We start from the raw sequence: 22348 nt of genomic DNA on the forward strand, positions 1-22348 counted from the left end.
GCTTGGGCGGCGCTTCGATTTGCGAACGTCCGACAACGCAGGTGTGCAATCGCCAATCGCGCCCAGGCCACCCGGCTGATGGTTACGTGACGGTATGCGTGTGTTGCGCGCCGAACTGCAGCGCCGCGAGCTGCGCGTAAAGCGGCGAACTCTGCAGCAGGTCCGCATGCCGGCCTTGCGCCACGATGCGGCCTTGCTCCATGACGATGATGCGGTCGGCCTGCTGCACGGTGGCGAGACGATGCGCGATGACGAGCGTCGTGCGGTTTTGGGCAGCGTTGTCCAGCGCCGTTTGCACGAGGCGTTCGCTCGCGGCGTCGAGCGCGCTGGTGGCCTCGTCGAGCAGCAGAATGGGCGGGTTCTTGAGGATCGCGCGCGCAATGGCAATGCGCTGACGCTGACCGCCTGAAAGGCGCACGCCGCGCTCGCCGAGGAACGTGTCGTACCCTTGCGGCAGTTCCTCGATAAAGCCGGCCGCGGCCGCCATGGCCGCGGCGCGCTGGACGGCTTCGAGCGTGGCGTCGGGCGAGCCGTAGCGAATGTTGTCGAGCACGCTGCCCGAAAAGATCACCGACTCCTGCAACACGACGCCGATCGCCTGGCGCAACGCGGCGAGCGACACCTGTTGCGTTGGCACACCGTTGATGCTGAGGCTCCCCGATTGCGGGTCGTAAAAGCGCAGCAGCAATTGAAAGAGTGTGGTCTTGCCTGCGCCCGACGGACCGACCAGCGCGACATGCTCGCCCGGGCGCACGTCGAGCGAGAAGGCGTCGAGCGCCGCAATGCCGGGGCGCGAAGGGTAGGAGAAGCCAACGTTGTCGAAGCGGATGCCCGCGCCGTGAGCCGGCAGCGGCACGGTCGCCGCCGCTTGCGCCACGGGCGAGCGCGCGGCGAGCAGTTGCAGCAGCCGTTCGGTGGCGCCCGCGGCCCGTTGCAGATCGCCCCACACTTCGGCAACGGCGCCCACGGCGCCGGCCGTGAACACCGCGTAGAGAATGAACTGGGACAGCTGGCCGGCGCTCATCTGCCCGGCCAGTACGGCCTGCGCGCCGAGCCAGAGCACGAACACGACGGCGGCGAACACGAACACGATCACCACGGCCGTCAACCCGGCGCGCGCCCGAATGCGTGTGAGCGCCGTTTCGAAGGCCGCTTCCACGGCGCCGCCAAAGCGTTTGGCCTCGAACGACTCCTGGGCATACGACTGCACCGTGGGCATGGCGTTGAGCACTTCGCCCGCCAGAGCGCTTGCGCTCGCCACCTTGTCCTGGCTCGCGCGCGAAAGCCGCCGCACGCGCCGCCCGAAGATGACGATAGGTGCGACCACAACGACCAGTGTCGCGATGATATAGCCGGACAGCACCGGGCTCGTCGCAACGAGCATCGTCACGCCGCCGACCGTGAGGAGCACGTTGCGCAGTCCCAGCGAGAGACTGGTGCCCACCACGGTCTGGATCAGGGTCGTGTCGGTGGTGAGACGCGAGAGCACTTCGCCTGTTTGCGTGGTCTCGAAGAACTGCGGGCTCATGCGTATCACGTGGTCGTACACGGCGCGCCGCAAGTCGGCCGTCACCCGCTCGCCGAGCCATGAGACCCAGTAGAAGCGCAGTGCCGTCGCCGCGGCGAGGATCAGCGAAACCACGAAGAGCGCGATGAAATAGCGGTCGATATGCGTACGGTCGCCGCTCGCGAAGCCACGGTCGATCAGGTACTTGAACGCCACCGGCAGCGCGAGCGTCGCGCCCGCCGAGGTCAGGAGCGCGAGGAAGGCGAGCGCCCAGCGCCCCGCATAGGGGCGCAGGAAGGGCAAAAGGGCGAAGAGGGGCGCGACGCGTGAAGGGCGGCGGGCGGCGACGTCTGACATGGAGCTTCCTGGCGGATCGGCAATGGATGGATTGTGCCAGCCCGTGGCAGGACGAGGCTGGCCATGGGCTGGCTTACTGCGCGGGCGGCGTGGCTCCATTGCGCAGGTGCTCGCGCTCCTCCGGCGTCATGTGCTGCCACTGTTGCCACTGGTGCCAGTGCATGCGCCGGCGGCAGCCACCATGCCCGCGGAAGCCGCCGAACAGGATCCGGCACAGCACCAGCAGGCCGATCGCGCGTGGATAGTCGATGGCATGCGCGTTGGCGACGATCGCGGGTGCGATCCAGTTCCACAGGCCCATGACGATCGCGCCCAGCAGGGCGATGACCGCTATCATCAGCAGCGCCTTGGCGAATATTTTGCGGCGAAACTTCATTTCATTCTCCTTCGGTTCAATTCTCGAGGTCGTCCCATGACGCGCGCAAACGTTCGCGCAGATGCAGCACCGCATAACGTTTGCGCGCCAGCAGCGTATTCACGCCAACTCCGCTCGCGGCGGCCAGCTCCTTGAAGCTGCGCCCGTCCAGTTCGTGCGCGATGAACACCTCGCGCTGGCTGGCGGGCAATTCGTCGAGCGCGGCGCGCAGCGCGTCGAGCATTGCTGCGCGCTCGTACGCCGCCTCGGGGCCGGCGTCGGGCGAGGGCAGCGCGAGGTCGAGGCGGTATTCGCTTTCATCTTCTTGCGGCTCGATGAGCGGCACTTCCTTGCGTTTGCGAAAGCGGTCGACGATGCGATTTCGCGCCACGCGAAAGAGCCACGCACCAACCTGCTCGATGGGCTCCGGCAGCCGCCACGCCTGAACCAGTTCCTCGAATACGTCCTGAAGAATGTCCTCGGCTTCGTCCTGGTCGAGCACGCGGCGGCGGATGAAATTGCGCAGCCTCGGGCGCTCGCGGGCGACGGTGTCGGCGATTTCGCGGTCCTGCGTACTCTGCGGGCTGGGGGTGGGCGGCGGTTCCATACCCGTGTAGACGATCCGGAAAGAGAAATATTGTGACGCTTGCTCTGCGGCTCTATGTGGCGCGCATATTTCGTTAAACAAGGCAAGAAATAGCGGCATATTTTATTGACATCGCTCACTATATTTCGGTCACAATGCAGCATCGAACAAAACCAACAAATTCACACGCTATCGGTCATGCACCTTCACGAGCCTGGCAGCGGTACTGCGTCAAAAACGCTGGAACTCCTCGGGGACCCTGGGCAACTGCCCCTCGAAACGCCGCTGCCATTGGCGGTGTTTCACCATGACGGAACGATGCTGCTGCCGCAAGGCGGGGTGCTGAACAGCGAGCAGCGCGACTTCCTCTTCGCGCACTTCCAGCCTTATCGCAACACGGCGGAGGAGGCGAGTCTCGCGAGCACGCAAGACGGCCTGGCCGACCGTGGCGAGCGTGGCAAAGGGCCGTTGACGCTGGACGACATGAACCTCGCCATTGGCGCGCTGCTGGGCATACGCAGCCAGGCGGGCACGGGGCGCGAGATGCTGCCGTGCCGGCTGATCGGTTTCCGGCCGGGCGGCGCAATGTTCGTCACGCCACCCGCCGCGGCCAAACCCGCGTGGGAGCCGTTCCAGGGCGAACAGGTCGAGATCGTTGCGATCGCAACACAAGCCGTGTTCTGGCTCGTCTGCACCGTCGAGGCGGTCTGCACGCATCCGTTCCGCTATCTCGTGCTCTCCGAACCGGGCACGATTCGCCGGCTGCGCGAACGCCGGGCCGTGCGCGTGCGTACGCAACTCGCGGTGCGCTATGGCGTGGACCTGACGGGCTCGGAACTGGACCGGGTAGGCATTGGCTGCGATATCAGTGTGCTGGGCATGTCGCTCGCCGCCGGACGCAAGATCGGCGAGGTCGGCGAGCGTATTTGCGTGGTGTTTCCCATCGAAGCGGGGAACGTGGGGGCGACGTTCCAGGCCGTCGCCGTGATACGCAATCTGCGCGCCGATACCCCACAGGCAGGACTCACCCTGCATGGACTCGAATTCGACACGCTTTCTCCCGAGAGCCAGGTCGCCCTCAAGACGTTCGTGTTCGACCGGCAGGACGCCGTGTCTTACTGGGCCGGCATGCCGACCTGAACACGTTCTACGCGATGGCGCCTGGTGGCGGCTAGTTCCGCTTGTTGCGCTTTGTCGCCACCGCGCTTTTCCTGGCGGCCGCCGCGGTGGCCGTAGTTTTGGCTGCGGCTTTGGTGGCCGGCGCGGCCGGCGTGGCGGTCGACGGCGCAGCGGCGAGTGTGTAGCCCTGCGCTTTCGCCGTCATATGCTCGGCGATCAATTCGGTCTGAAACCGGTTGATCGTGTCGGGGTCCGTAAAGATGGTCTGCGTGTTGTTTTGCGCCAGGTAGCCCGGCCCTCCCGGTGCGCCCTTGATCACGAACGTGCCCTCGCCGGATGCCGACCAGTTCACCGATCCCTCGCCGCCCACCTTGCCATCGGCAACGAATCCCTTCGTATGACTGATTTGATGGGCCGCCGACTCGCCGATCACGAAGAACGTGTTGAATTTGACCGGGTTCTGCGCGATATCGGATTCGAGTAGCTTCTTTTCGTGCACGCCGCCCGCCTGGCTCTTGTCGAGCGTGATCATCATGGTGATGGTCGGGTCGAGCGCCTGCTGCATGAGGATTGCGTTGAGCTCTTCGTCGTCGAATCCGAACATGTTCATGTAAAGCGAAACGCTGGCGCGCGAAAGGACGTACGCGCTCACGTTCTCTGCCATTTCAGGCTCCTCGTTTGGGTCAGTGCAATGATCGGTCGTTCGAACTCGAAGGCATAGGTGTGAACGTGCAATTCGGGTCTTTGTGCGCGGGATCACTGCAGCAGGCCAGTAACGCCTCGACCGACGCGACGTTTGCCTTGTCCCATTGCTCTTTGCTCATCGCGTTGTCGGTCGGCATCCAGTGGTTTAGTGGATAAGTGTTGGCGAGCTGGTCGTTGCCTGGCGCGTTCAGCTTGCCCACCGAAAGCCCGAGAAAGGCGGTGCAGCTTTGCTCGCTGCCAATGCGGTGACAGCCAATGCAGGTGTTGCCCGGTGTGCTCATCGTCATGAGGCGATACGACGAGAAAGCTTGCCCGATGCTCGAGTACTTCCCCCATGGATCCGTGGGCACCTTGTCCCACACCTGCCCGATATACGGGCTGAAGATGAAGGGGCCCGCGTCGTGGCATTTGAGGCAGGTGGGGTTCCCGGAGGCGACCACTGCGGGTGTTGCCCAGAATTCGACTGCGGAGGTCCGTCCTGCGGGCGGCTTTCTCTCGTTTGGCGGCGGCACGCGGGTCGCGACGATTCCGCTACTTGCGGGCACGTCAGCTTGCGATTTCGGTGGTGGCGGTGGCGCCTTCGCCTCGAACCAGCAGGTCTTGCCATTGCCCGAGTGATGCATCACGACGACTACGCCGTCATAGTGCGGATCCTTGTCGGGGCGCAGCACATCGCGACGGCAGTACGCGGAAATTTGCGTGTTGCCGCGCGACAGATTCAGGATTTTCGAAAACGGAATGCATTGACCTTTTGCTTCGGCACGCGGGCTCAGCAAAGAGGGCTTATCGCATCGCTTCGGGGACTCGTTGGGCCCAGTCGGTTTCCCATCGATCGTAATGGGAATATCGGTTCCGTCATTGCAGTTGAATGGCGGGATTTCGCCAATTTCTCTCACGCATTGATCGGCGTACTCGAGCAAGGTCTGTTCATGCGTAAAGGCAGCAAGCGGCACGGCGAAGAGGAAGCACAAAGCGAACAAGCGGGCGCGGACAGACATGGTCATCCTCCGCTTTTCATCTGCATTAGCGCGACTTTGCGAATCGCCTCGCGATACTTCACGTAGCCTGTGCACCGGCACAGGTTTCCGCCCACCCAGGTGTCGATTTCCGTTTCGAGCTGGTCTGCGCTGATACGGTATGCCTTCACGTGTTCGAGCATGGCGGTCGCCGCCATCAGAAAGCCAGGCGTGCAATAGCCGCACTGAAACGCGAAAGACTCGAGAAACGTCTGCTGCAGCGGCGAAAGCCTGTTGCCGTCCGCGAGGCTCTCCACGGTGTAGATATGTTGATTCGCGACCGCGCTCACGGGCGTGACGCACGCCAGGGTCTTTTCCATCAGCGCGTCGCGGCTGCTGCGCAGGCCCACGGTGCATGCACGGCACGCGCCAATGCCGCAGCACACCTTGGTACCCGTCAGGTCCATTCGCTCGTGAAGAAATTCGCCGAGGCTCATGTCGGTATCGGCGGCCGGAACGGTGACGGCGCGTCCGTTTACGTGAATCCTGATGTTGGCTTCGTTCACTTCAGGGCCTCGCGTATCTTGTCGGGCGTGACGGGGGTTTCCCTGAAGCGATGCCCGGTCGCCATGGCCAGCGCGTTCAGCAGCGCCGGCGCGATGGGGCACATCACGGCCTCGCCGATGCCGCGCGCGCTGTGATGGTCTCCATCTGGCGGCGGCAGCGCGATCAGTTCCTGCCGCGGGACATCGGTCATGCGCGTGATCAGGTATCGGTCGAGATTCCACGTGCCGTTGCCGGGGCCGTCATTGCCCAGCGGGCACGATTCGCTCAGCACATTGCTCATCGCCATGGCCACTGCGCCTTGCGACTGGCCCTGCACGATCTCTGGACAGATCAGACGGCCGGCGCTGAGCGTCGTGACGACATGTTCGACCCTCACGTGCCCGGATTCGGGGCTCACGGAGACCGCGACAAGCGCCGCCGAAGGCGCATAGTTCGTGCGCCCGAAATTGAACGTATCGCGTGGCGGCAGCAACGCGCCGTGAGGCAGGCCCTTGAGATGGTGCGTATCGGGGCCAACGGCGATGTAGTCGCAGTCCATCACGACGGTGCCCGACGCGAACGTGTACTGGCTTCTCCAGAACCCGCCGGCATAGGTGACATGGGCGGCGGCCACAGTAGGCAACTGCTGGCGGTTGATCTCGTCGAGCAACGCGGGCCAGCTGATTGCCGGGTGACCGGTGGCGCCCAGCTTGCCATTTGTCCACTTGAGGTCATGCCGCTCGACGTGCGGGCTGTTCCATATTGCACGTGCGGCGGGCAGCACGCTTTGCAGCATCAACACCATCGCGGCGCGGTCTACGGCCTGAAAGTGATGGAACGCACCGAGGCAGGCGCTCGAAGAACCAAAGGGGGCCGAGATCGCTTTGCTTCCGGGAGCATCCAGGATGCCCAGCGTTGTGTAATCGAAACCCGGTATCTGAAACGCCTCGACTTCGTTCATGGTGATTTTCTGCGCGTTCTGCCCAAGGCATGCGGAAGGAGCCAGGGCCAACGTCGTCGCTGCGCCATTGCCCATGTCCGTGTAATGCGTGAGCACATGCAGGCCCGCGTTCGGTTGAATCTGCACCATCGCGAATACGGCGTCTTTGCCGGTACCGTAGGCCTGGTTCGACATGGCGAGCCCAACGCCATATCGCAACCCGAGCGCGTGGCGTTGCGCGCGCACGCTTTCCCTGTTGCGCCATAGCTCGTGCGCTTCAAGCTGGTTCAGCAGGTCGGCGAGTTGCAGATGGAACAGAATGGGTGCGCCAGTGAGCGTTTTGCCGTGCTGCTTGCGGAGCAGGTTAGTGCGCCGGATGTCGAATGGACTTTTGTGCAGCGCCTGGGCGGCCTCGTCCATGAGCGTTTCGATGGCGAGATAAGCCTGAGGGCCGCCGAAGCCGCGCTGCGAGCCGCCGAACAACGCGGGCGTATACCTCACGGAGCTTTGCGCAATGGCGCGCGGAATGTCGTAGCAGCTCATGGCGCTCATGGCGGCAAGGTCGCCAACCGGGCCTGTGAGATTTTCCTTGGCGCCGCCATTGAAGCTGAAGGAACTGACGAGTGCCTGGAGCTTGCCGCTATCGTCGAGCCAGATGGACTCAGTGAAATCCGTTTCCGCGCGTTTCAATCCGACCTGAAATTGTTCATAGCGCGATTGCTGCCAGCGCAACGCCCCCTTCGCGAAGGGCGCGGCGAGCGCGAGATAAACGGGAAAATACGACTCGTCGCGGCCGCCAAATCCGCCGCCTGGGTAGCAGCTGATCACGTGAACGTGCTTGACGTCGATATTGCTGTCCTTGAACACCTTACCTGCGGCCAGGCAGTCGCCGCGCGGCGATTGTGTGCCGAGCACCAGGTTCAGACAACCGGAATCCGCCTGAAACCACGCCAGCCCCGACTCCGGTTCCATGAAGACGGGATCGATGGCGGGCGTTTTAAAAGCACCGTCGAACTGGTGCCAGGCCTTGCTGTCGACCTTGGCGCTGGCCCGATCGTAAATCTCTTTACTTGCGCTGTTGCGTGCGTTGGTGAATTTCTCAACGGGGAGGCTGCTCCTCTGGAGGTTCGAAAACGACCTCGCGTCGTCGCGCACATAAACCTTGGATGCGGTCGCATACAAGGTGGTGATGGCGCTTTCCGGCACCGTTGCTCCGTACCGGATCACCGACTCGTTGAAATCGAGCAGTTTCTTCGCGCGGCGATACGTGTCGAAGTCTTCGAAGATCAATAAGGCGACGGGCTGGCCGTAGCAATTGGCGGGTTTGCCTTTCTGTGCGAAAAGATAGATATCCTGGCTCGCTACCGGATCCTTCTCGGCAGCGAGATAGATGCGATTGTCATTCAACGTCTGGTTGGAAACCACGGCGATTGGGCGAAGATTGTTCGGCAATACGCTCAGGTCGAAGTCTTCGAAAATCTTGTCGACGCAATTGCACCGCAGCGCGTATAGCCAGTTTTCTTCTTTCGGCCAGCCGTCGAAGTCGCGCGCCTTGTAATCGCGCGCGTAGATTTTCGCGCCCGTGACCTTGCTCACGCCGTCGATGCGCCAGCGCGCCTTGCCAGGCTCCGGCGCCCAGTCGGGCGCGCCGTTCGGTGCCTGTGGCGCGGAGTGGGCGCCCGTCGCGGCATGTGCGGCTGGACTGGCGGCCGCGTATGCGGTGATGGAACTGACCGACATCGTGACCGCGCCGCTCCCCATGGCCTTGAGGAATGTCCGGCGAGTGATCGGAACATCGCAAGCCATGTGCGTCTCCAGGCGAGACCCGCAGCGTAATCTGCGTTATTTCATGTCGCGCGCTACGCGAAATCCATTGGCCTCGTAGCGCACGCTGCTGTCGTATTTGAAGCGCGTGGCGGCGAGCATATAGCCCGCGCCGTCGCGCCACGATCCGCCGCGGATCACGCGCGTCTGGCAGTTGGGCTCGTCCCACGAGTGGCCATCGTTCGGCGCGTTCTTGTACGAGTTGTGCCAGCAGTCGCTGACCCACTCCCAAACGCCGCCGGCCATGTCGTAGAAGCCGAACGCATTGGCCGGGAACGAGCCGACGTCGTCGGGCGCCTCGACGTGCCACGGCGGCCCGCAGTCCTTGCAGTTCGCCGTGCCCTTGCGCATGTCGTTGCCCCACCAGTAGCGCGTTTCGGTGCCGGCGCGCGCGGCATATTCCCATTCCGCCTCCGTCGGCAGGCGGTAGGGTTTGCCGCTGATCTTCGAAAGCCATTTCACGTATTGCTGCGCGTCGTCCCAGCTCAGGTCGCGCACGGGGGCGTTTGGCGAGGCGTTGTTCTCGTTCGACAGGCGCGGGCACGCGTTCGCGGCGACGCACGCGTTCCACTGCGCTACCGTCACCGCATACTTCGCGAGTGCGTAGCTATGGCTGATCGTCACGTGGTGCGCGGGCCGCTCCGAGGCGTCGTCGGTGTCGATGCCCATGGTGAAGTTGCCGGGCGTCACCGCGACCAGCACCGGGCAAGATGGGCAGTCCTGAATGTCGTGCGGACCCGGCTTCGAAAGGGCAGGGTTGCCCTTCGCCGCGACTGCCGCCGCGGCTGCAGCCGTTGCCGCGGTCGTTGCGGCGGCCGGCGGTGCGGAGGCGGGCGCTGCCTTGGTCTGTGCGGCTGGCGGCGCGGCCGGGGGCGGCGGTGTCTTTGCCTGAGGCGCTGGCACTGGTGCGGGTGCTGGTGTGGGCGCGGCGGCAGCGGGGCTGCTAGCCGGATACTGGGCGGACGTAGCGGGCGCGGCGGACGCTGCAGCTGGTTTCGATGCCTCCGCACGCAAACGCGTCAGGCGGGCCTGCGCGAGCGGCGCGAAGCGTCCGTTCGGATAGGCCTTGAGATACGCCTCGTAGTCGCTCGCGTATTGACTGTCCTTGATCGAATTCCAGAACGTGATCTCGTATTCCTGGGAGGTGTCTTTCGGCATCAGGCCGACGCGCACGATCGCGACGCCATAGCGTTGCCGCGCTGCGCCAGCCGCGGTGAGGCGCTCGTGCGCGGCGTGGGCGCTTGCGTACCGGCCAGGGTCTTGCGGCTCGAGACGCGGCTGCTCGCGTGCCGGAGCCGAACGGTCATGCGCTGCCGGCGCGGCCGAGCGTAGTGTCGAGGTCAGGCCTAGCGAGATCAAGAGGCACACAGGCAACACTAGCCGCCACATGTTCGTTCTCCCTATCAGGTGCCAACCCGGGTGCCAACCCAGGCGTCATCGCCTTTCAATGCCGACGGTGCGCTACCCCGCTGCAGCCGCCGGCCGCGCTCGCGGGATACGCAAGCCGCCGCTGGCAAACGCACTGCCTGCGCACAACTACAAAATAGCACGCACGCCGGGCGATGCAGTATCTGGGTGGCACCCGCACGCGCCGCGCCGATTTACCTCCATCCGCTTGAATCCGTCCTAAGCTGTAGAACACGCACCGAACTCCAAAGCGGCGCGCCGTCTGCCGAACAAGGAGCACGAAGATGCAACGAAGAGCAACCCTGTTGGCCCTGGCAGCGGCCGTTCTGATGCCGCGCCTCGCGTTTGCCGAGCGCACTCCGTCGCCGCCCGGCGCAGAGGCCTACATCATCTGGCCGCCGGACGGCGCGACGATTCCCACCGGCAAGTTCTGGGTGCGCATGGGCCTGCGCAACATGGGCGTCTGCCCCAAGGGGATCAACAAGGCGAACACAGGCCATCATCACCTGCTCATCGACACGGACCTGCCGCCGCTCGATCAGCCGATCCCGTCGGATCGCAATCATTTGCATTTCGGCGCGGGCGAGACGGAAGCCCGGGTCGAGCTTCCGCCGGGCAAGCACACGCTGCAGTTGCTGATGGGCGACTACAACCACGTGCCGCACGACCCGCCGGTCTACTCGAAGAAGATCACGGTCACGGTCAAGTAGCGAAGGACGTCCGGCTTTAGCCGCAGCGCAAAAGAAGCGGGAGTGCACGCCATGAACAGGTTCCTCGTTTTTGCTGCCAGCCTCGTGCTGCTCGCGGGCGGTGCGGCGCATGCAGGCACGACGCCGGCCGACCCGAACGCGCACGTTTATATTGGCTGGCCCAACGACGGCCAGGTCATGCCGGCCGGGCGGCCATTCCGCGTCTGGTTCGGCCTGCGCAACATGGGCGTGGCGCCTGCGGAAGTCGAGTTTCCCAACACGGGCCACCACCATCTGCTCGTCGATACGGACTTGCCGCCGATGGATCAGCCCATTCCATCCGATCGCAACCATCTGCACTTCGGCGCCGGCCAGACCGAAACCATGTTGCAGTTGCCGCCGGGCAAACATACGCTGCAGCTGCTGATGGGCGACGCGCACCACGTGCCGCACAACCCGCCGGTGTACTCGAAGAAAATCACCATCTACGTTAAGTGATCCATACGAATCGGGTCGCGCACGCCAAGGCGATGCACGAACGTTTGCGACGCTTTCACGTTCCCCCACAAACAGTGTTCGCAGTGCGCCGACATAAGCCGATTGACGCGTTGGCGCGCGCCCATCACCACGCCTGACCCGCGCGCGCCACGCGCCGCGCATGAGACTCCGGGAATTCCAGAACTGTCCTTGTGCAACGGGCGATGCGCCGCCATGCGCACGCGCGCTCGCGCACCTGGCACGCCTCATGCCTTGTTGGACCCGAGCCCGCAACCTTGCAGCTCACAATCCCAACACTGTTGCATCCTTTTCTGGAGAACTGCCATGAGCAAGTTGATGATCGCCGACCTGAGCGTCGCACAAGAACTCGACCGCCGTGAAATGAGCGCCGTGCGCGGCGGCCTGGGCCTGTGGCCCGTCTGCTACCCGACGATGCCGAGCGTGAAGGTCGACTCCACCAACTTCTCCGCATCGCAGCTGATCGGCCAGACGAACACCATCCTGTCCAACACGGGCAACGACGTGGCGTTCGTGAACAACCTCCACGCTTCGACCAACCCCGTGCAAACGGCTCACAACACGATCAACTTCTGATCGTGCTGCCAGCCGTGGAGGCTTACCCGCCTCCAACGGCGCCGCCCTCCACCGCATCCGCTGCACACCGCTTCTTCGTCGCGTCCTTCGCCGCCTTTCCCTTAAGGAGTCGATCGTGAACACACTGCTCTCGCCGTCCGCCGCACACGTACGTCGCGGCGCGTCGCGCTGGCTGACCCGCGTCGTCGGTTCGGCCGGGTTGTGTGCCGTGGCGCTGTGCGGCTGCACGGATCTGAGTACGCCTGCGTATCGGCGCCCGGACATGCCTGAGAAGGACGCCTGGGCGCATACGAGCCGCACGTTTTCCGCGGCCGATACGGTCAATCCGCAGTGGTGGAAAGAGTTCGACGATCCCTACCTGAATACACTCATAGATAAGGCGATTGCGGGCAATGTCGATATCCGGGTGCTGGCGGCGCGCATTGGCGTGGCCGGCGCGCAGATCGGGGAAGTGCAGGCCGGTGCACTTCCGACGGTCGACGCGGGCGCGGGTATCGACTATGAGAAGAGCACGGGGCTAGCGCTCTCGAAGACCTATAACGTCGCCACTCAGGTCAACTGGGACATCGATATCTGGGGCAAAGTCGAAAAAAGCGTGCAGGCCCAAAAGGCCGAGTATCACGCTAGCGAAGCGGATTGGCGTGCAGGCTATTTGACGCTCGTTGCGAATGTGGCGAGCACTTATTTCCAGATTCTCCAGTTCGACGATCAGATCCGCGACGAGGAAGACACGCTCAAGCGGAACAAGCAGATTCTCACCATCTACCAGCAGATGTACGCAAACGGTGTTGCGCCCAAAACCGAGGTGCTGCGCCAGAGCGCGGAAGTCAATGGCGTGACGAACGAACTGCTGGAATTGCATCGCGAGCGCGATACCGCCGAAAACGCGCTGTCCACACTGGTCGGCGTGCCCGCGGGCGAGTTCAGGATGCCGTTGGGCCAGTTGCGCCAGCGCGTGAAGCTGCCGGACGTGCCCATGGGCCTGCCCGCGCAGTTGCTGGGGCGCCGCCCCGACGTGGTGGCCGCGCAGTACCGCATTCTCGAATCGTATGACGAAGTCGGTTCCGCGCGGCTCGCGCAATTGCCGACCCTCAGTCTCACGGGCCGCGCCGGCACGGCGGCGTTCTCGCTCTCCGATCTGTTCAAGGTGTTCACGCTGAGCTTCATGCCGAGCATCGACTTCCCGATGTTCGACCCCAGCGTGCATGCCCACATCAAGACGACCGAGGCCCAGAGCAAGGTCGCCGAAGAGCAGTATCGCCAGGTGGTGTTCACGGCGTTCGAAGAAGTCGAGAACGCGCTCGTGAACCTCGACGCACATAAAAAGCAGCGCATCGAACTGCTGCTGCAGAACGAGCGTCTGCGCACCGTCGCGGCGCAGGTCGAGGCGCAGTTGAAGGAAGGGCTCGTGTCGCAGCTCGAAGTATTGGAGTCCGAACGTTCGCTCGCGAATGCGGAACAGTCGCTTCTTGCCAACCATGAGCTGATCCTGAGCGACACCGTCACCCTTTACAAGGCGATCGGCGGCGGCTGGCCCGACGTCGATGTGGCCAACGTGGCCTCGAATTCCGCTGTGTCGGCAGCGCCCGTCAAGTGAGCGCGCTCGTTGCAGCGGACCGCGTCAGTTGTTTGACTCCAGCCAACAGTCGCCTACACTTTTCTCACACCCCGATCGCCAGGTGCAAGGCGCGCGGCTTCACACGGAGAGTCAGTGCGCACGCGGCGCTTGCGCCACGCGCATTCCGGCTCACAACTGCTGATCGCTGGCGGAATCATGGTGCCTGACGCCGCTTCCATTGCCGAGAGCCAGACATCGCTCGACCGGACGTTCGATATCGTGCTGCGGCCGATATCGCATGCGGAGCTGGGCGAAATCCGCATCGACAAGGATCTTTTCGCAGTCGGGCGGACACAGCCGCCTTTTGCCGCGGCGCGGCCAGAAGTCGTGGTCGATGTCTCGCGCCGTCACGCGCGCATCTTCCGCGAGGGCGCAGCGGCCTACGTGGCCGACCTGGGCAGCAAGAACGGCACGGCGGTCAATGGTATCGAAGTCACCCAGAAGCCCCACGTGCTCAAGGACGGCGACGAACTCAGCTTTGCCGGCGCGCTCGCGTTTCGCGTGAGTTTCGCGCCGCGCACGGTGCGCGCGCCCGTGCGGGCGACCGTGGTGACGCTCACGCCGGAGCGCGCCGATCTCGGTTTGCAGCAGATCGTCGTCACGAGTTTTCCGTTCCTGGTCAGCAAGGCGGACGAGACCTTCTCGCAGTATCACGACGCGTATCCGCACCAGGTGAACTATCTGTCGCGGCGTCATGCGCACATCTACGCCGAAGACGACGCGATGTACGTCGAAGACCTCGGCAGCACCAACGGCACGTTCCTCGACGGCCAGCGGCTCGACGATCACGCGGTCAAGCTCGAAGAAGGCCAGCGGATCGCCTTTGGCGGCGAGCACTTCGTCTACCGGATTGGCCTCGAGAGCACGAGTGGAAGCGATGCCACCGTGACGGCGACGCGCGAACACCGCGCCTCGGTGCTCGCCGAAGACGCCGACCGCACGACGTTCATTGGCAGCGCGCACTCGTTTCTCGACATTTTCTGCACGCCGCCCGCGCCGGCGCAGGACGACGAAATCAACCCCGATGCGCCGCGACCCGCGCCGGAACCGGGCCACGACGCGCGACGCCGGCGCGGCAGGATCGAGCTCTTCCTGAGCGAGTTGAGCGAAGCGCTGGGCGGCAGCGGGAAGATCAACATGGGCGCGTTCGCGCGCTGGGGCGGCGGCGGGATCGCCGTGATCCTCGCACTCGTCGCGCTCACGTATTTCCAGGGCGCGCCGCAGCGCGAGATGCAGGCGTTGCTCACGAGCGGACAGTTCGAAAGCGCGGCGCGCATGGCCGATCAATATCTCACGCGCCACCCGAACGACAGCACGTGGCGCGCGATGGGGACGGAAGCGCTCATCAAGGCGAACGTGCCCGATTGGGTCGCCGCGATCAACGCGCGCGCGTTCGACCGTGCGCGCGCCATCGTGGAGGACATGCGTACGCTCGCGCGCCACAATCCGGACGCCGCGCCGCTCGTGGAAAACATCGGCTGGATCGGCGCACTGCAATCGTTCGTGCTGGGACGGGGCGGTTCGCAGGCGCCGATCCGCATCTATCGCGACGAGGCGCCGATCCACGCGCTGACGAGCCGCTGGAACGACGACCCCGGCGAGCATCAGCGTGCATTCGACCGCATCTCGGCGTATGTGCCGGCGTTTGCTGGCGTGTATGCGGATTCGCTCAGCCACTTGCGCAAGCTGCAGAGCGATGACTCCGTGTATGTGGCCGCGCTCGATCGCATCCATCAGGCAATCGACAGCGCGCTCGCGAGCGATCGCTTCGACGCGCTCACCGCGATGCTGAACGACTATGCGCAGCGCTATCCGCGCCTCGCCGGGCTCGATGCGGTACGCGCCGACGTCGACCAGTATCAGCAGATCGACAGCGAGGCGCACGCGGGCCATGCGCAGGCCGTGCACGACAGCCTGGCCGCCGCTCACTTCGCCACGCCGCCGTTCGCAGCCCATGCGGGCGCGCTCGAAAAGCTGGCGCTAGCGGGAGGGCATGGTGAATCCGCGCCAACTCATTGAGCGCCTGAGCAAGGCGTTCGGCATGCATGGGGGGCGTGCCGCGCCCGAGCCGCCGCGGCCGCTTGGCGAGGCGCTGGGCGACCACAGCGAGGAAGGCGTGGCGATCCTCACGGCGCGTCCGTGGCGCCTCATCGAAGCCACGATCATCACGATGGTGGCGCTCGTGGTGTGCGGCCTCCTGTGGTCGTTCGTCGGCCGCGCCGACGTCATCGTGAGTGCGCCGGGGGCGCTTGCCCCGGAATCCGAAGTGCGCCGCATTTATGCGCCCGTGGATGGGGAGCTCGTGGACATCTACATCGCCGAAGGCCAGCCCGTGGAGAAGGACGACGTGATCGGCCGCATCAACGCGCGCGGCGCGATCCAGGCAGCGACCAACGCGCTCGACGCGCGTCTGAAGCTCGACGACGCCGAGCGCGACTGGAAGGAGTTCCCCGAGAAGAAGGCGCTCATGGAGCGCAAGGCCGAGGCGCTCAAGGCGCAGATGGACGTTGAAACGCATCTGCACGAAACGCGCGTGGCGGAGGGCACGAGCAAGCTCCAGCAGGCCGAGAACGCCCAGCTCGACGAGGCGCGCGGCAATATCGACAACGCGCGCCACGTGCGCGACCTCGCGAAGGAAGACCAGGACAAGTACGAGCGCCTGTTCGCACTGCCCGGCGGCGGCGGGGTGTCGCAAAGCCAGGTCGAGGAAAAGCGCAGCGCATTCCTGCAGGCCGATAACAACTACCGGATCGCCCAGGCGCGGCTCAGCGAATTGCAGGCGCAAACGAGCCACGAGTTCGCCCAGGCGAAGGCGCAGCTCGAAGGCAGCGCCGGGCAGCTCACGTCGCTGCGCATCGAATACGACGCGACGGAGCGCGAAATCGCCAATACCGAGGACAAGCTGCGCCTGCAGGTGCAGACCGCGCGCCTTGCCGCCGACGCCGCGGCGCGTATCCGCTTCGAGAACATCGACAAGGACAATTTCCTGCTCGTGCTCGCGCCAGTCTCGGGCGTGATTACCGACGTGACGACGACGCAGCCCGGCGACAAGATCCAGGCGAACACGCCGCTAGGGGGCATTGCGCCGGCCAACGCGCGCCCGGTCGTGAAGGTGGCGATTGCGGAGCAGGACCGCGCGTTCCTGCACGAGGGCTTGGCCGTCAAGCTGAAATTCAACGCGTTTCCGTACCAGCGCTATGGCGTGGTGGACGGCACGCTCGAATATATTTCGCCGACCACCAAGCCGCAGGCGCAGACGAAGGAGCCGGTTTACGAGGGGCGCGTGCGTCTCGCGCGCAATCATTTTTCGATTGGCGGCGCGACCTATCCGTTGCGCTACGGCATGACGGCAACCGCCGAAATCGTGGTGCGCGAGCGGCGCCTGATCGATTTCGCGCTGGACCCGTTCCGCCAGGTCGCAGGCTGAAGACACTAACCAGTTCAGTATTCGGGAATCAGAAATCAGGGGAACGCAATGACGACAATCGTACGGATCGACGATGAAGCGATCGGCACGGAAGATTTCATCCGCGTGCTGAAACTCACGGGGCAGTTCGAGAGCCTGGTCGAACAGCAGGTGCGCGACCGGCTCACGGTCATCGCCGCGAAGAAAATGGGCGTGAAGGTGGAGCCCGACGAAATCCAGCAACGCGCCGACCAGTTTCGCCGCGTACGGGGGCTGCACCGCGCGGCGGACATGAATCGCTACCTGGACGTGTTCGGTATCAGCCTCGACGAATTCGAGCACTTCATTACCGATACGCTCTATCAGGAGAAGACCTTCAACCTGATCTGCAACGACGAGGCGGTCGAAAGCTATTTCAAGCTCAATTCGCCGAAATTCGACAGCATCGAAGTGAGCCACATCGTGGTGGACTCCGAAGGCAAGGCGCGCGAGGTGATGTCGATCCTGGAGGACGAGCCGCAGGCGTTCGGTGAAATGGCGCGCGAGCATTCGATCGCCGATACCAGCGAGCGCGGCGGCGTGATCGGCAAGGTGCTGCGCGGGTCGTTGAAGACGGACATCGAGGCGAAGGTGTTCAATGCGCAGGTCGGCGACCTGCTCGGCCCGTTTCCCGCGCCGGACGGCTCGTTCTTCGAAATTTTCTGCGTGACGGCAAAGCACCCGGCGTCGCTCGAAGCGGACGTTTCTGCCGAGGTGCGGCGGCTCTTGCGCGAAGAGTGGCTCGCGGAGCGCGCGCAAGAACATATCATCGATGCGCACTGAGCGCGCAGAGCCACGCAGATGGACACCCAGGCGCCCCTACCGGCCAGCGCGCCGTCGCTGGTGGATTTTCTCGCATCGGTCGAACCGCTCTCGCTCTTTTCGCGCGAAGAACTCGACCGTCTCGCCGCGCAGGTCGAAACGCAGAGCTACGCGTTCGGCGATACCCTGTGCAAGCGCGGCGAGCCCGCAGCCGGACTCTATGTGATCCGCTCGGGCTCCGTGCGGCTCATCGCCGAGGAGCGCGGCAAGGAAATGAGTCTCGGCGTGCGCAAGGAACGCGAAGTGTTCGGCGAAATCGCCATGCTGCGCGATTACCGGCACGAGGTGTCGGTGCGCGCCTCCGCGAAGACCGAGGTGCTTTGCATCCCCCGTGCCGCGCTCGAACCACTTCTGGCCGCGAATCCGGCCGCGCAGTCGTTCGTGACGAGCTATGTGGCGATCAGCTCCGCGGGCGGCTTCGTCACGCGGCTGTTCGACCTGCGTGGCAAGCTTTCGCGCGCCGAACTGGAAGAGTATGTGTCGAGCGTGGGTGTCAAGCGCGTGAGCGCGGGCAAGGAAATCATCCATCAGGGCGCCGGTGGCGACACGCGCCTGTATGTCGTGCGGCAGGGCGAAGTCAGTATCGCGCGCGAGGAAGAAGGCAGCGTCTATCAGATCGCGAAGCTCGGCGCGGGGGAGATCTTCGGCGAACGCGCGTGCCTGCTGCGCCAGGATCAGCTCGCGAGCGTCACGGCGCTCACCGATGTGCGGCTGCTGGTGATTCCCGAGAAGACCGTGCATTTCATGCTGGAGCGCAACCCGAAGCTGCGCGAGGTGCTGGAAGAGCGCGTGCGCTTCAACGAGCGCGAACTGCAGCGGCAGAAGAAGCTCGCCGAGCGCCGCAGCCGGCCCGTCGCCGTGGACAGCGGCGCGGACGCGACCTTCAGGGAACGCGTGATCAAGCGCTTCGTGCTGGTCGAGCAGGCCGAGGAGATGGATTGTGGCGCGGCGTGCCTCGCCATGATCTGCCGGCATTACGGCATTCCCATGACGCTCGGCAAGCTGCGCGACCTCGCGAACGTGACGACGCAGGGCGCGACGCTCGACAGTCTCGCGCGCACCGGCGAGGCTCTGGGCTTCACCACGCGCGGCGTGCAGTGCACGTTCGAGGCGCTGCAAGGGTTCGAGCTGCCCTTCATCGCGCACTGGGAGGGCTACCACTATATCGTCGTGTACGGCGTGTCGAAGCAGTGGGTGAGGGTGGCAGACCCGGCGCTCGGCTTTCGCAAGCTGAGCGTCGAAGCGTTCGAGCGCGGCTGGAACGGCACGTGCCTGCTGTTCACGGCGGGCGAGACCACGGGCGCTCAGGCTGCGACGCGCTCGCCATGGGTGCGCTTCATCGGCTATCTGCTGCCCTACCGGAAAATACTCGCGCACCTGTTTCTCGCAACCTTCGTGATCCAGCTGCTGGGCGTGGTGCCGCCGCTCATCATCCAGAACATTCTCGACAGCGTGATCGTCCACCAGAACGTGAGCCTGCTGCATCTCCTGATCGTGGGACTCATTATTTCGCACGTGTTTACGCAGCTCATGACGACGATACGCGCGCATCTGTCGAATTTCATGGTGCGCAGTCTCGACTTCGCGATGATGTCGCAGTTCTTCAAGCACACCATGTCGCTGCCGTTCTCGTTTTTCGCGCGCCGCAAAACAGGCGATATCTTCGCGCGCTTTCAGGAGAACCAGACGATACGCGCGTTCCTGACCGAATCGACGGTGACGACGGCGCTCAACCTGCTGATGATCTTCATCTACTTCACGATCATGTTCCTCTACAACGTGAAGCTGACGCTGCTGCTGATCGCGTTCGTGATTCCCATTATGGCCCTCACCGCCATTGCCACGCCGCGCATCAAGCGCTACGCGCGCGAAGTCTTTGCCGTGTCCACTGATGCGCGCTCCATGCTGATGGAGACGCTTGGCGGCGTCGAAACCGTGAAGGGCATGGGAATAGAAAGAGCGGTGCGCCTCAAGTGGGAGCGCAAGTACGCGAAGTCGCTCGAAGTGCAGTATCGCGCGCAGGCTTTCAACATTCTCGTCGGCCTCGGCAGCCAGTTGCTCAACGCGGCGACCACGATCGTGATTCTCTGGGCGGGCGCCACGCTCGTGCTCGATCAGGAGTTGAGCATCGGCCAGCTCATTGCGTTCAATGCGTTTATGGGCAGTGTGCTCGCGCCGCTCATGGGCCTCGTCGGGCTCTGGAGCCTCATGAACGACGCGGCGGTCGCAATGGAGCGGCTGGGCGACGTGCTCGACATCGAGCCCGAGCAGAAGCCCGCCGACCTCGTTTCGCGCGTGCTGCTTCCCGACCTGCAGGGCGACATCGAATTCGACGGCGTGTATTTCCGCTATGGCGGCAACGAAACGCCGTATGTGCTGGAAAACATCAGCTTTTCCGTGGGGCGCGGCCAGATGGTGGCGATCGTGGGGCGCAGCGGTTCCGGCAAGACGACGCTCGCGAAGCTGCTGGTGGGCTTCTACGCGCCGACCGAAGGCAAGATCAACGTGGACGGCTACGACATGAGCGCGATCGACCACGCGTACTTTCGCGCCCAGGTGGGCTACGTCATGCAGACGAACCTCGTGTTCTCCGGCACGATTGCCGAGAACATCGCATGCGGCGATGCCACGCCGGACTGGCGGCGCATGGAGGAAGTGGCGCGCATGGCCGATGCGCACGCGTTCATCAGCAAGATGCCGCTCGGCTACGAGCAGGTGGTGGGAGAGCGCGGCATGGGCCTGTCGGGCGGGCAGATCCAGCGTCTTTGCATTGCGCGTGCGCTCTATCACGACCCGCGGCTGCTCGTGTTCGACGAAGCCACCTCGTCGCTCGACACGCAGTCGGAAAGCAACATCCTTTCGAACATGCACGACATACTGCAGGGCCGCACGGCGCTGATCATCGCGCACCGGTTGAGCACCATCATGCGGGCGGACAAGATCCTCGTGCTCTACGAAGGGGCGATCGTGGAGCAGGGGCGGCACGAAGAACTCGTCGAGCGCAAGGGCATGTATTTCCAGCTCGTACAAAAGCAGCTGGGGGCGTCATGAAACTTTTCGACCCGCACGGATTCGGCAGCTCGGTTGTGTCATATGCGGGGCTGCTCGAGAAGATCGAGATCCTGCGCTCGACGCTGCGCTGGGCGCCGCGGCTCGAACGCACCGACATCGAGAAGCTCTTGAACCAGTCGAACGCGCTGCGCGACGAAGTCATGCAACTCTCGCGCAAGGAGCGCTTCGTCGAAGTCGCGGCCGAGGCGCCCGAAGCGCTCGATGCGCTGGCGAGGCCGGACGCGCTCACGCCGACCGCGCACCGGCGGCGCGAGGCGCTGATCGAACGCAGCTTCATCTTCGAAGGCATATTCGGCGACAACCCGAAGCTGCTCGCCGCGCTGGAGATCGCGGAAAAGGCGGCGCCGACCGACCTGCCCGTGCTGATCGACGGCGAGAGCGGTACGGGCAAGGAGTTGATGGCGAAGGTGATCCACGCCAACGGCGCGCGCGCCGACCGCCCGTACATCTCGGTGAATTGTGGCGCGATACCCGAGAACCTGCTCGAATCGGAGTTGTTCGGGCATCGCAGAGGGGCGTTCACGGGGGCGTCGAGCGATCGCAAAGGGAAGTTCGAGAGCGCGCATACGGGGACGATCTTTCTGGATGAGATCGGCGAGTTGCCGCTGCAGGGGCAGGTGAAGCTGCTGCGCGTGCTCGAATCGCACGAGATACAGCGGGTGGGCTCCGATGAGCCCATCGGGGTCGACACGCGCATCGTTGCCGCGACCAACCGCAATTTGCGCGAACTCGCCGCGCAGGGGCTGTTTCGCGAGGATCTGTTTTATCGGCTGAGCGTGATTCATGTCACGCTGCCTGCGCTGCGCGAACGCAACGACGAGATTCCGCTTTTGATTGCCTATTTCGGCGACGAGGCCGCTGCGCAGCTCAAGCGGCGGCCTATGAAGCTTACGCCCAAGCTGCGCGATTTTCTGCTTACGTATGCTTATCCAGGGAATATTCGCGAACTGCGTAATCTCGTGTATCGGCTTTCGTGCCTTGCGGGTGAGACGGCCGATATCGAGCATCTGCCCGACGATATTCGGCCTAAGTCTGCTGCGCTGGCTTTGCGGGTGGCGGAGGCCGAAGCGGCAGGTGCGCCGCTGTCACTGAGCGATGCGAAGCGCGCTGCGAGCGATGAGGCCGAGCGGGCGTTTCTCGAGCGCGGGTTGCAGGAGACCGGGGGGACGGTCGCGGAGCTCGCGAGGCGCTGTGATATGAATCGGTCGCATTTGCAGATGCTGCTCAAGAAGCATGGGATTCATTCTAAGGATTTTCGGCATGCCGAGAAGGTGAATCATGAGAAGGGGGCTTGAGTTTGGTGCCCAG

General features: G+C 64.1%; 17 protein-coding genes and 1 pseudogene. 10 read left to right on the plus strand and 8 right to left on the minus strand.

What is annotated here, in order from left to right; genetic code table 11:
• Window positions 1-82 precede the first annotated feature (82 nt).
• From AB4Y44_RS02705 to AB4Y44_RS02715, 3 genes are all read right to left on the minus strand, one after another.
• Complete coding sequence (locus tag AB4Y44_RS02705) at window positions 83-1864, minus strand: ABC transporter transmembrane domain-containing protein (protein WP_342923269.1); 1782 nt, start codon at window positions 1862-1864, stop codon at window positions 83-85.
• 73 nt (window positions 1865-1937) lie between these two features.
• Window positions 1938-2240, minus strand: coding sequence for a hypothetical protein (locus AB4Y44_RS02710; RefSeq protein ID WP_368698635.1), 303 nt, complete (start codon window positions 2238-2240; stop codon window positions 1938-1940).
• 16 nt (window positions 2241-2256) lie between these two features.
• Window positions 2257-2826 (minus strand): sigma-70 family RNA polymerase sigma factor, encoded by a 570-nt coding sequence (locus tag AB4Y44_RS02715; RefSeq protein WP_342923267.1) that lies wholly within the window; start codon window positions 2824-2826, stop codon window positions 2257-2259.
• 297 nt (window positions 2827-3123) lie between these two features.
• Here AB4Y44_RS02715 and AB4Y44_RS02720 point away from each other — a divergent pair, with 297 nt between their 5' ends.
• A complete protein-coding gene (locus AB4Y44_RS02720; protein WP_368698636.1) occupies window positions 3124-3945 on the plus strand; it encodes a flagellar brake domain-containing protein in 822 nt (273 codons plus the stop codon).
• Between the two features lie 31 nt (window positions 3946-3976).
• On the opposite strand, the gene AB4Y44_RS02725 is transcribed toward AB4Y44_RS02720, so the two are convergent.
• From AB4Y44_RS02725 to AB4Y44_RS02745, 5 genes and pseudogenes are all read right to left on the minus strand, one after another.
• Window positions 3977-4588 carry a hypothetical protein gene (locus AB4Y44_RS02725; RefSeq protein WP_368698637.1) on the minus strand — a complete coding sequence of 204 codons (612 nt, stop codon included), beginning with the start codon at window positions 4586-4588 and terminating at the stop codon, window positions 3977-3979.
• Between the two features lie 19 nt (window positions 4589-4607).
• Entirely contained in the window at window positions 4608-5627 is a 1020-nt protein-coding gene (locus AB4Y44_RS02730; RefSeq protein ID WP_368698638.1) for a hypothetical protein, read from the minus strand.
• Between the two features lie 2 nt (window positions 5628-5629).
• Window positions 5630-6151, minus strand: coding sequence for a 2Fe-2S iron-sulfur cluster-binding protein (locus AB4Y44_RS02735; RefSeq protein ID WP_342923263.1), 522 nt, complete (start codon window positions 6149-6151; stop codon window positions 5630-5632).
• Window positions 6148-8226, minus strand: coding sequence for a xanthine dehydrogenase family protein molybdopterin-binding subunit (locus tag AB4Y44_RS02740; protein WP_368698639.1), 2079 nt, complete (start codon window positions 8224-8226; stop codon window positions 6148-6150). Before AB4Y44_RS02740 ends, AB4Y44_RS02735 begins: the two co-directional genes overlap by 4 nt.
• 687 nt (window positions 8227-8913) lie before the next feature.
• Window positions 8914-10059 (minus strand): annotated as a pseudogene (locus AB4Y44_RS02745) (formylglycine-generating enzyme family protein); the annotation flags it as partial.
• Between the two features lie 527 nt (window positions 10060-10586).
• On the opposite strand from AB4Y44_RS02745, the gene AB4Y44_RS02750 reads away from it, so the two are divergent.
• From AB4Y44_RS02750 to AB4Y44_RS02790, 9 genes are all read left to right on the plus strand, one after another.
• Window positions 10587-11012, plus strand: coding sequence for a DUF4399 domain-containing protein (locus AB4Y44_RS02750; RefSeq protein WP_342923261.1), 426 nt, complete (start codon window positions 10587-10589; stop codon window positions 11010-11012).
• Window positions 11013-11063: 51 nt separating this feature from the next.
• The gene (locus tag AB4Y44_RS02755) at window positions 11064-11489 is read left to right on the plus strand and encodes a DUF4399 domain-containing protein (protein ID WP_133187104.1); all 426 of its coding nucleotides are present in this window, start codon (window positions 11064-11066) and stop codon (window positions 11487-11489) included.
• 324 nt (window positions 11490-11813) lie between these two features.
• On the plus strand, window positions 11814-12083 hold the full coding sequence (locus tag AB4Y44_RS02760) for a hypothetical protein (protein WP_069262261.1): 270 nt from the start codon (window positions 11814-11816) through the stop codon (window positions 12081-12083).
• Between the two features lie 208 nt (window positions 12084-12291).
• Complete coding sequence (locus AB4Y44_RS02765) at window positions 12292-13680, plus strand: efflux transporter outer membrane subunit (RefSeq protein WP_368698709.1); 1389 nt, start codon at window positions 12292-12294, stop codon at window positions 13678-13680.
• Between the two features lie 177 nt (window positions 13681-13857).
• Window positions 13858-15720, plus strand: coding sequence for an FHA domain-containing protein (locus AB4Y44_RS02770; RefSeq protein WP_368698640.1), 1863 nt, complete (start codon window positions 13858-13860; stop codon window positions 15718-15720).
• Window positions 15721-15742: 22 nt separating this feature from the next.
• Complete coding sequence (locus tag AB4Y44_RS02775; RefSeq protein ID WP_368698710.1) at window positions 15743-17128, plus strand: HlyD family efflux transporter periplasmic adaptor subunit; 1386 nt, start codon at window positions 15743-15745, stop codon at window positions 17126-17128.
• 48 nt (window positions 17129-17176) lie between these two features.
• Entirely contained in the window at window positions 17177-17929 is a 753-nt protein-coding gene (locus AB4Y44_RS02780; protein WP_342923259.1) for a peptidylprolyl isomerase, read from the plus strand.
• An 18-nt stretch (window positions 17930-17947) separates the two neighbouring features.
• Complete coding sequence (locus AB4Y44_RS02785; RefSeq protein WP_368698641.1) at window positions 17948-21019, plus strand: peptidase domain-containing ABC transporter; 3072 nt, start codon at window positions 17948-17950, stop codon at window positions 21017-21019.
• A complete protein-coding gene (locus AB4Y44_RS02790) occupies window positions 21016-22335 on the plus strand; it encodes a sigma-54 dependent transcriptional regulator (protein ID WP_342923257.1) in 1320 nt (439 codons plus the stop codon). The genes AB4Y44_RS02785 and AB4Y44_RS02790 overlap by 4 nt, the downstream gene beginning before the upstream one ends.
• The last annotated feature ends 13 nt before the right edge of the window (window positions 22336-22348 follow it).

The sequence above is a fragment of the Paraburkholderia sp. BR10937 genome, from assembly GCF_040965695.1.
In the GTDB taxonomy this organism is placed as follows: domain Bacteria; phylum Pseudomonadota; class Gammaproteobacteria; order Burkholderiales; family Burkholderiaceae; genus Paraburkholderia.

What these genes read in the sequence shown, in the direction of transcription:
- AB4Y44_RS02730 (WP_368698638.1), bottom strand. Translation starts at nt 5,627, where the DNA reads ATGTCTGTCCGCGCCCGCTTGTTCGCTTTGTGCTTCCTCTTCGCCGTG.
- AB4Y44_RS02710 (WP_368698635.1), bottom strand. Translation starts at nt 2,240, where the DNA reads ATGAAGTTTCGCCGCAAAATATTCGCCAAGGCGCTGCTGATGATAGCG.
- AB4Y44_RS02755 (WP_133187104.1), top strand. Translation starts at nt 11,064, where the DNA reads ATGAACAGGTTCCTCGTTTTTGCTGCCAGCCTCGTGCTGCTCGCGGGC.
- AB4Y44_RS02720 (WP_368698636.1), top strand. Translation starts at nt 3,124, where the DNA reads ATGCTGCTGCCGCAAGGCGGGGTGCTGAACAGCGAGCAGCGCGACTTC.
- AB4Y44_RS02705 (WP_342923269.1), bottom strand. Translation starts at nt 1,864, where the DNA reads ATGTCAGACGTCGCCGCCCGCCGCCCTTCACGCGTCGCGCCCCTCTTC.
- AB4Y44_RS02780 (WP_342923259.1), top strand. Translation starts at nt 17,177, where the DNA reads ATGACGACAATCGTACGGATCGACGATGAAGCGATCGGCACGGAAGAT.
- AB4Y44_RS02715 (WP_342923267.1), bottom strand. Translation starts at nt 2,826, where the DNA reads ATGGAACCGCCGCCCACCCCCAGCCCGCAGAGTACGCAGGACCGCGAA.
- AB4Y44_RS02785 (WP_368698641.1), top strand. Translation starts at nt 17,948, where the DNA reads ATGGACACCCAGGCGCCCCTACCGGCCAGCGCGCCGTCGCTGGTGGAT.
- AB4Y44_RS02790 (WP_342923257.1), top strand. Translation starts at nt 21,016, where the DNA reads ATGAAACTTTTCGACCCGCACGGATTCGGCAGCTCGGTTGTGTCATAT.
- AB4Y44_RS02770 (WP_368698640.1), top strand. Translation starts at nt 13,858, where the DNA reads ATGGTGCCTGACGCCGCTTCCATTGCCGAGAGCCAGACATCGCTCGAC.
- AB4Y44_RS02725 (WP_368698637.1), bottom strand. Translation starts at nt 4,588, where the DNA reads ATGGCAGAGAACGTGAGCGCGTACGTCCTTTCGCGCGCCAGCGTTTCG.
- AB4Y44_RS02775 (WP_368698710.1), top strand. Translation starts at nt 15,743, where the DNA reads ATGCATGGGGGGCGTGCCGCGCCCGAGCCGCCGCGGCCGCTTGGCGAG.
- AB4Y44_RS02750 (WP_342923261.1), top strand. Translation starts at nt 10,587, where the DNA reads ATGCAACGAAGAGCAACCCTGTTGGCCCTGGCAGCGGCCGTTCTGATG.
- AB4Y44_RS02760 (WP_069262261.1), top strand. Translation starts at nt 11,814, where the DNA reads ATGAGCAAGTTGATGATCGCCGACCTGAGCGTCGCACAAGAACTCGAC.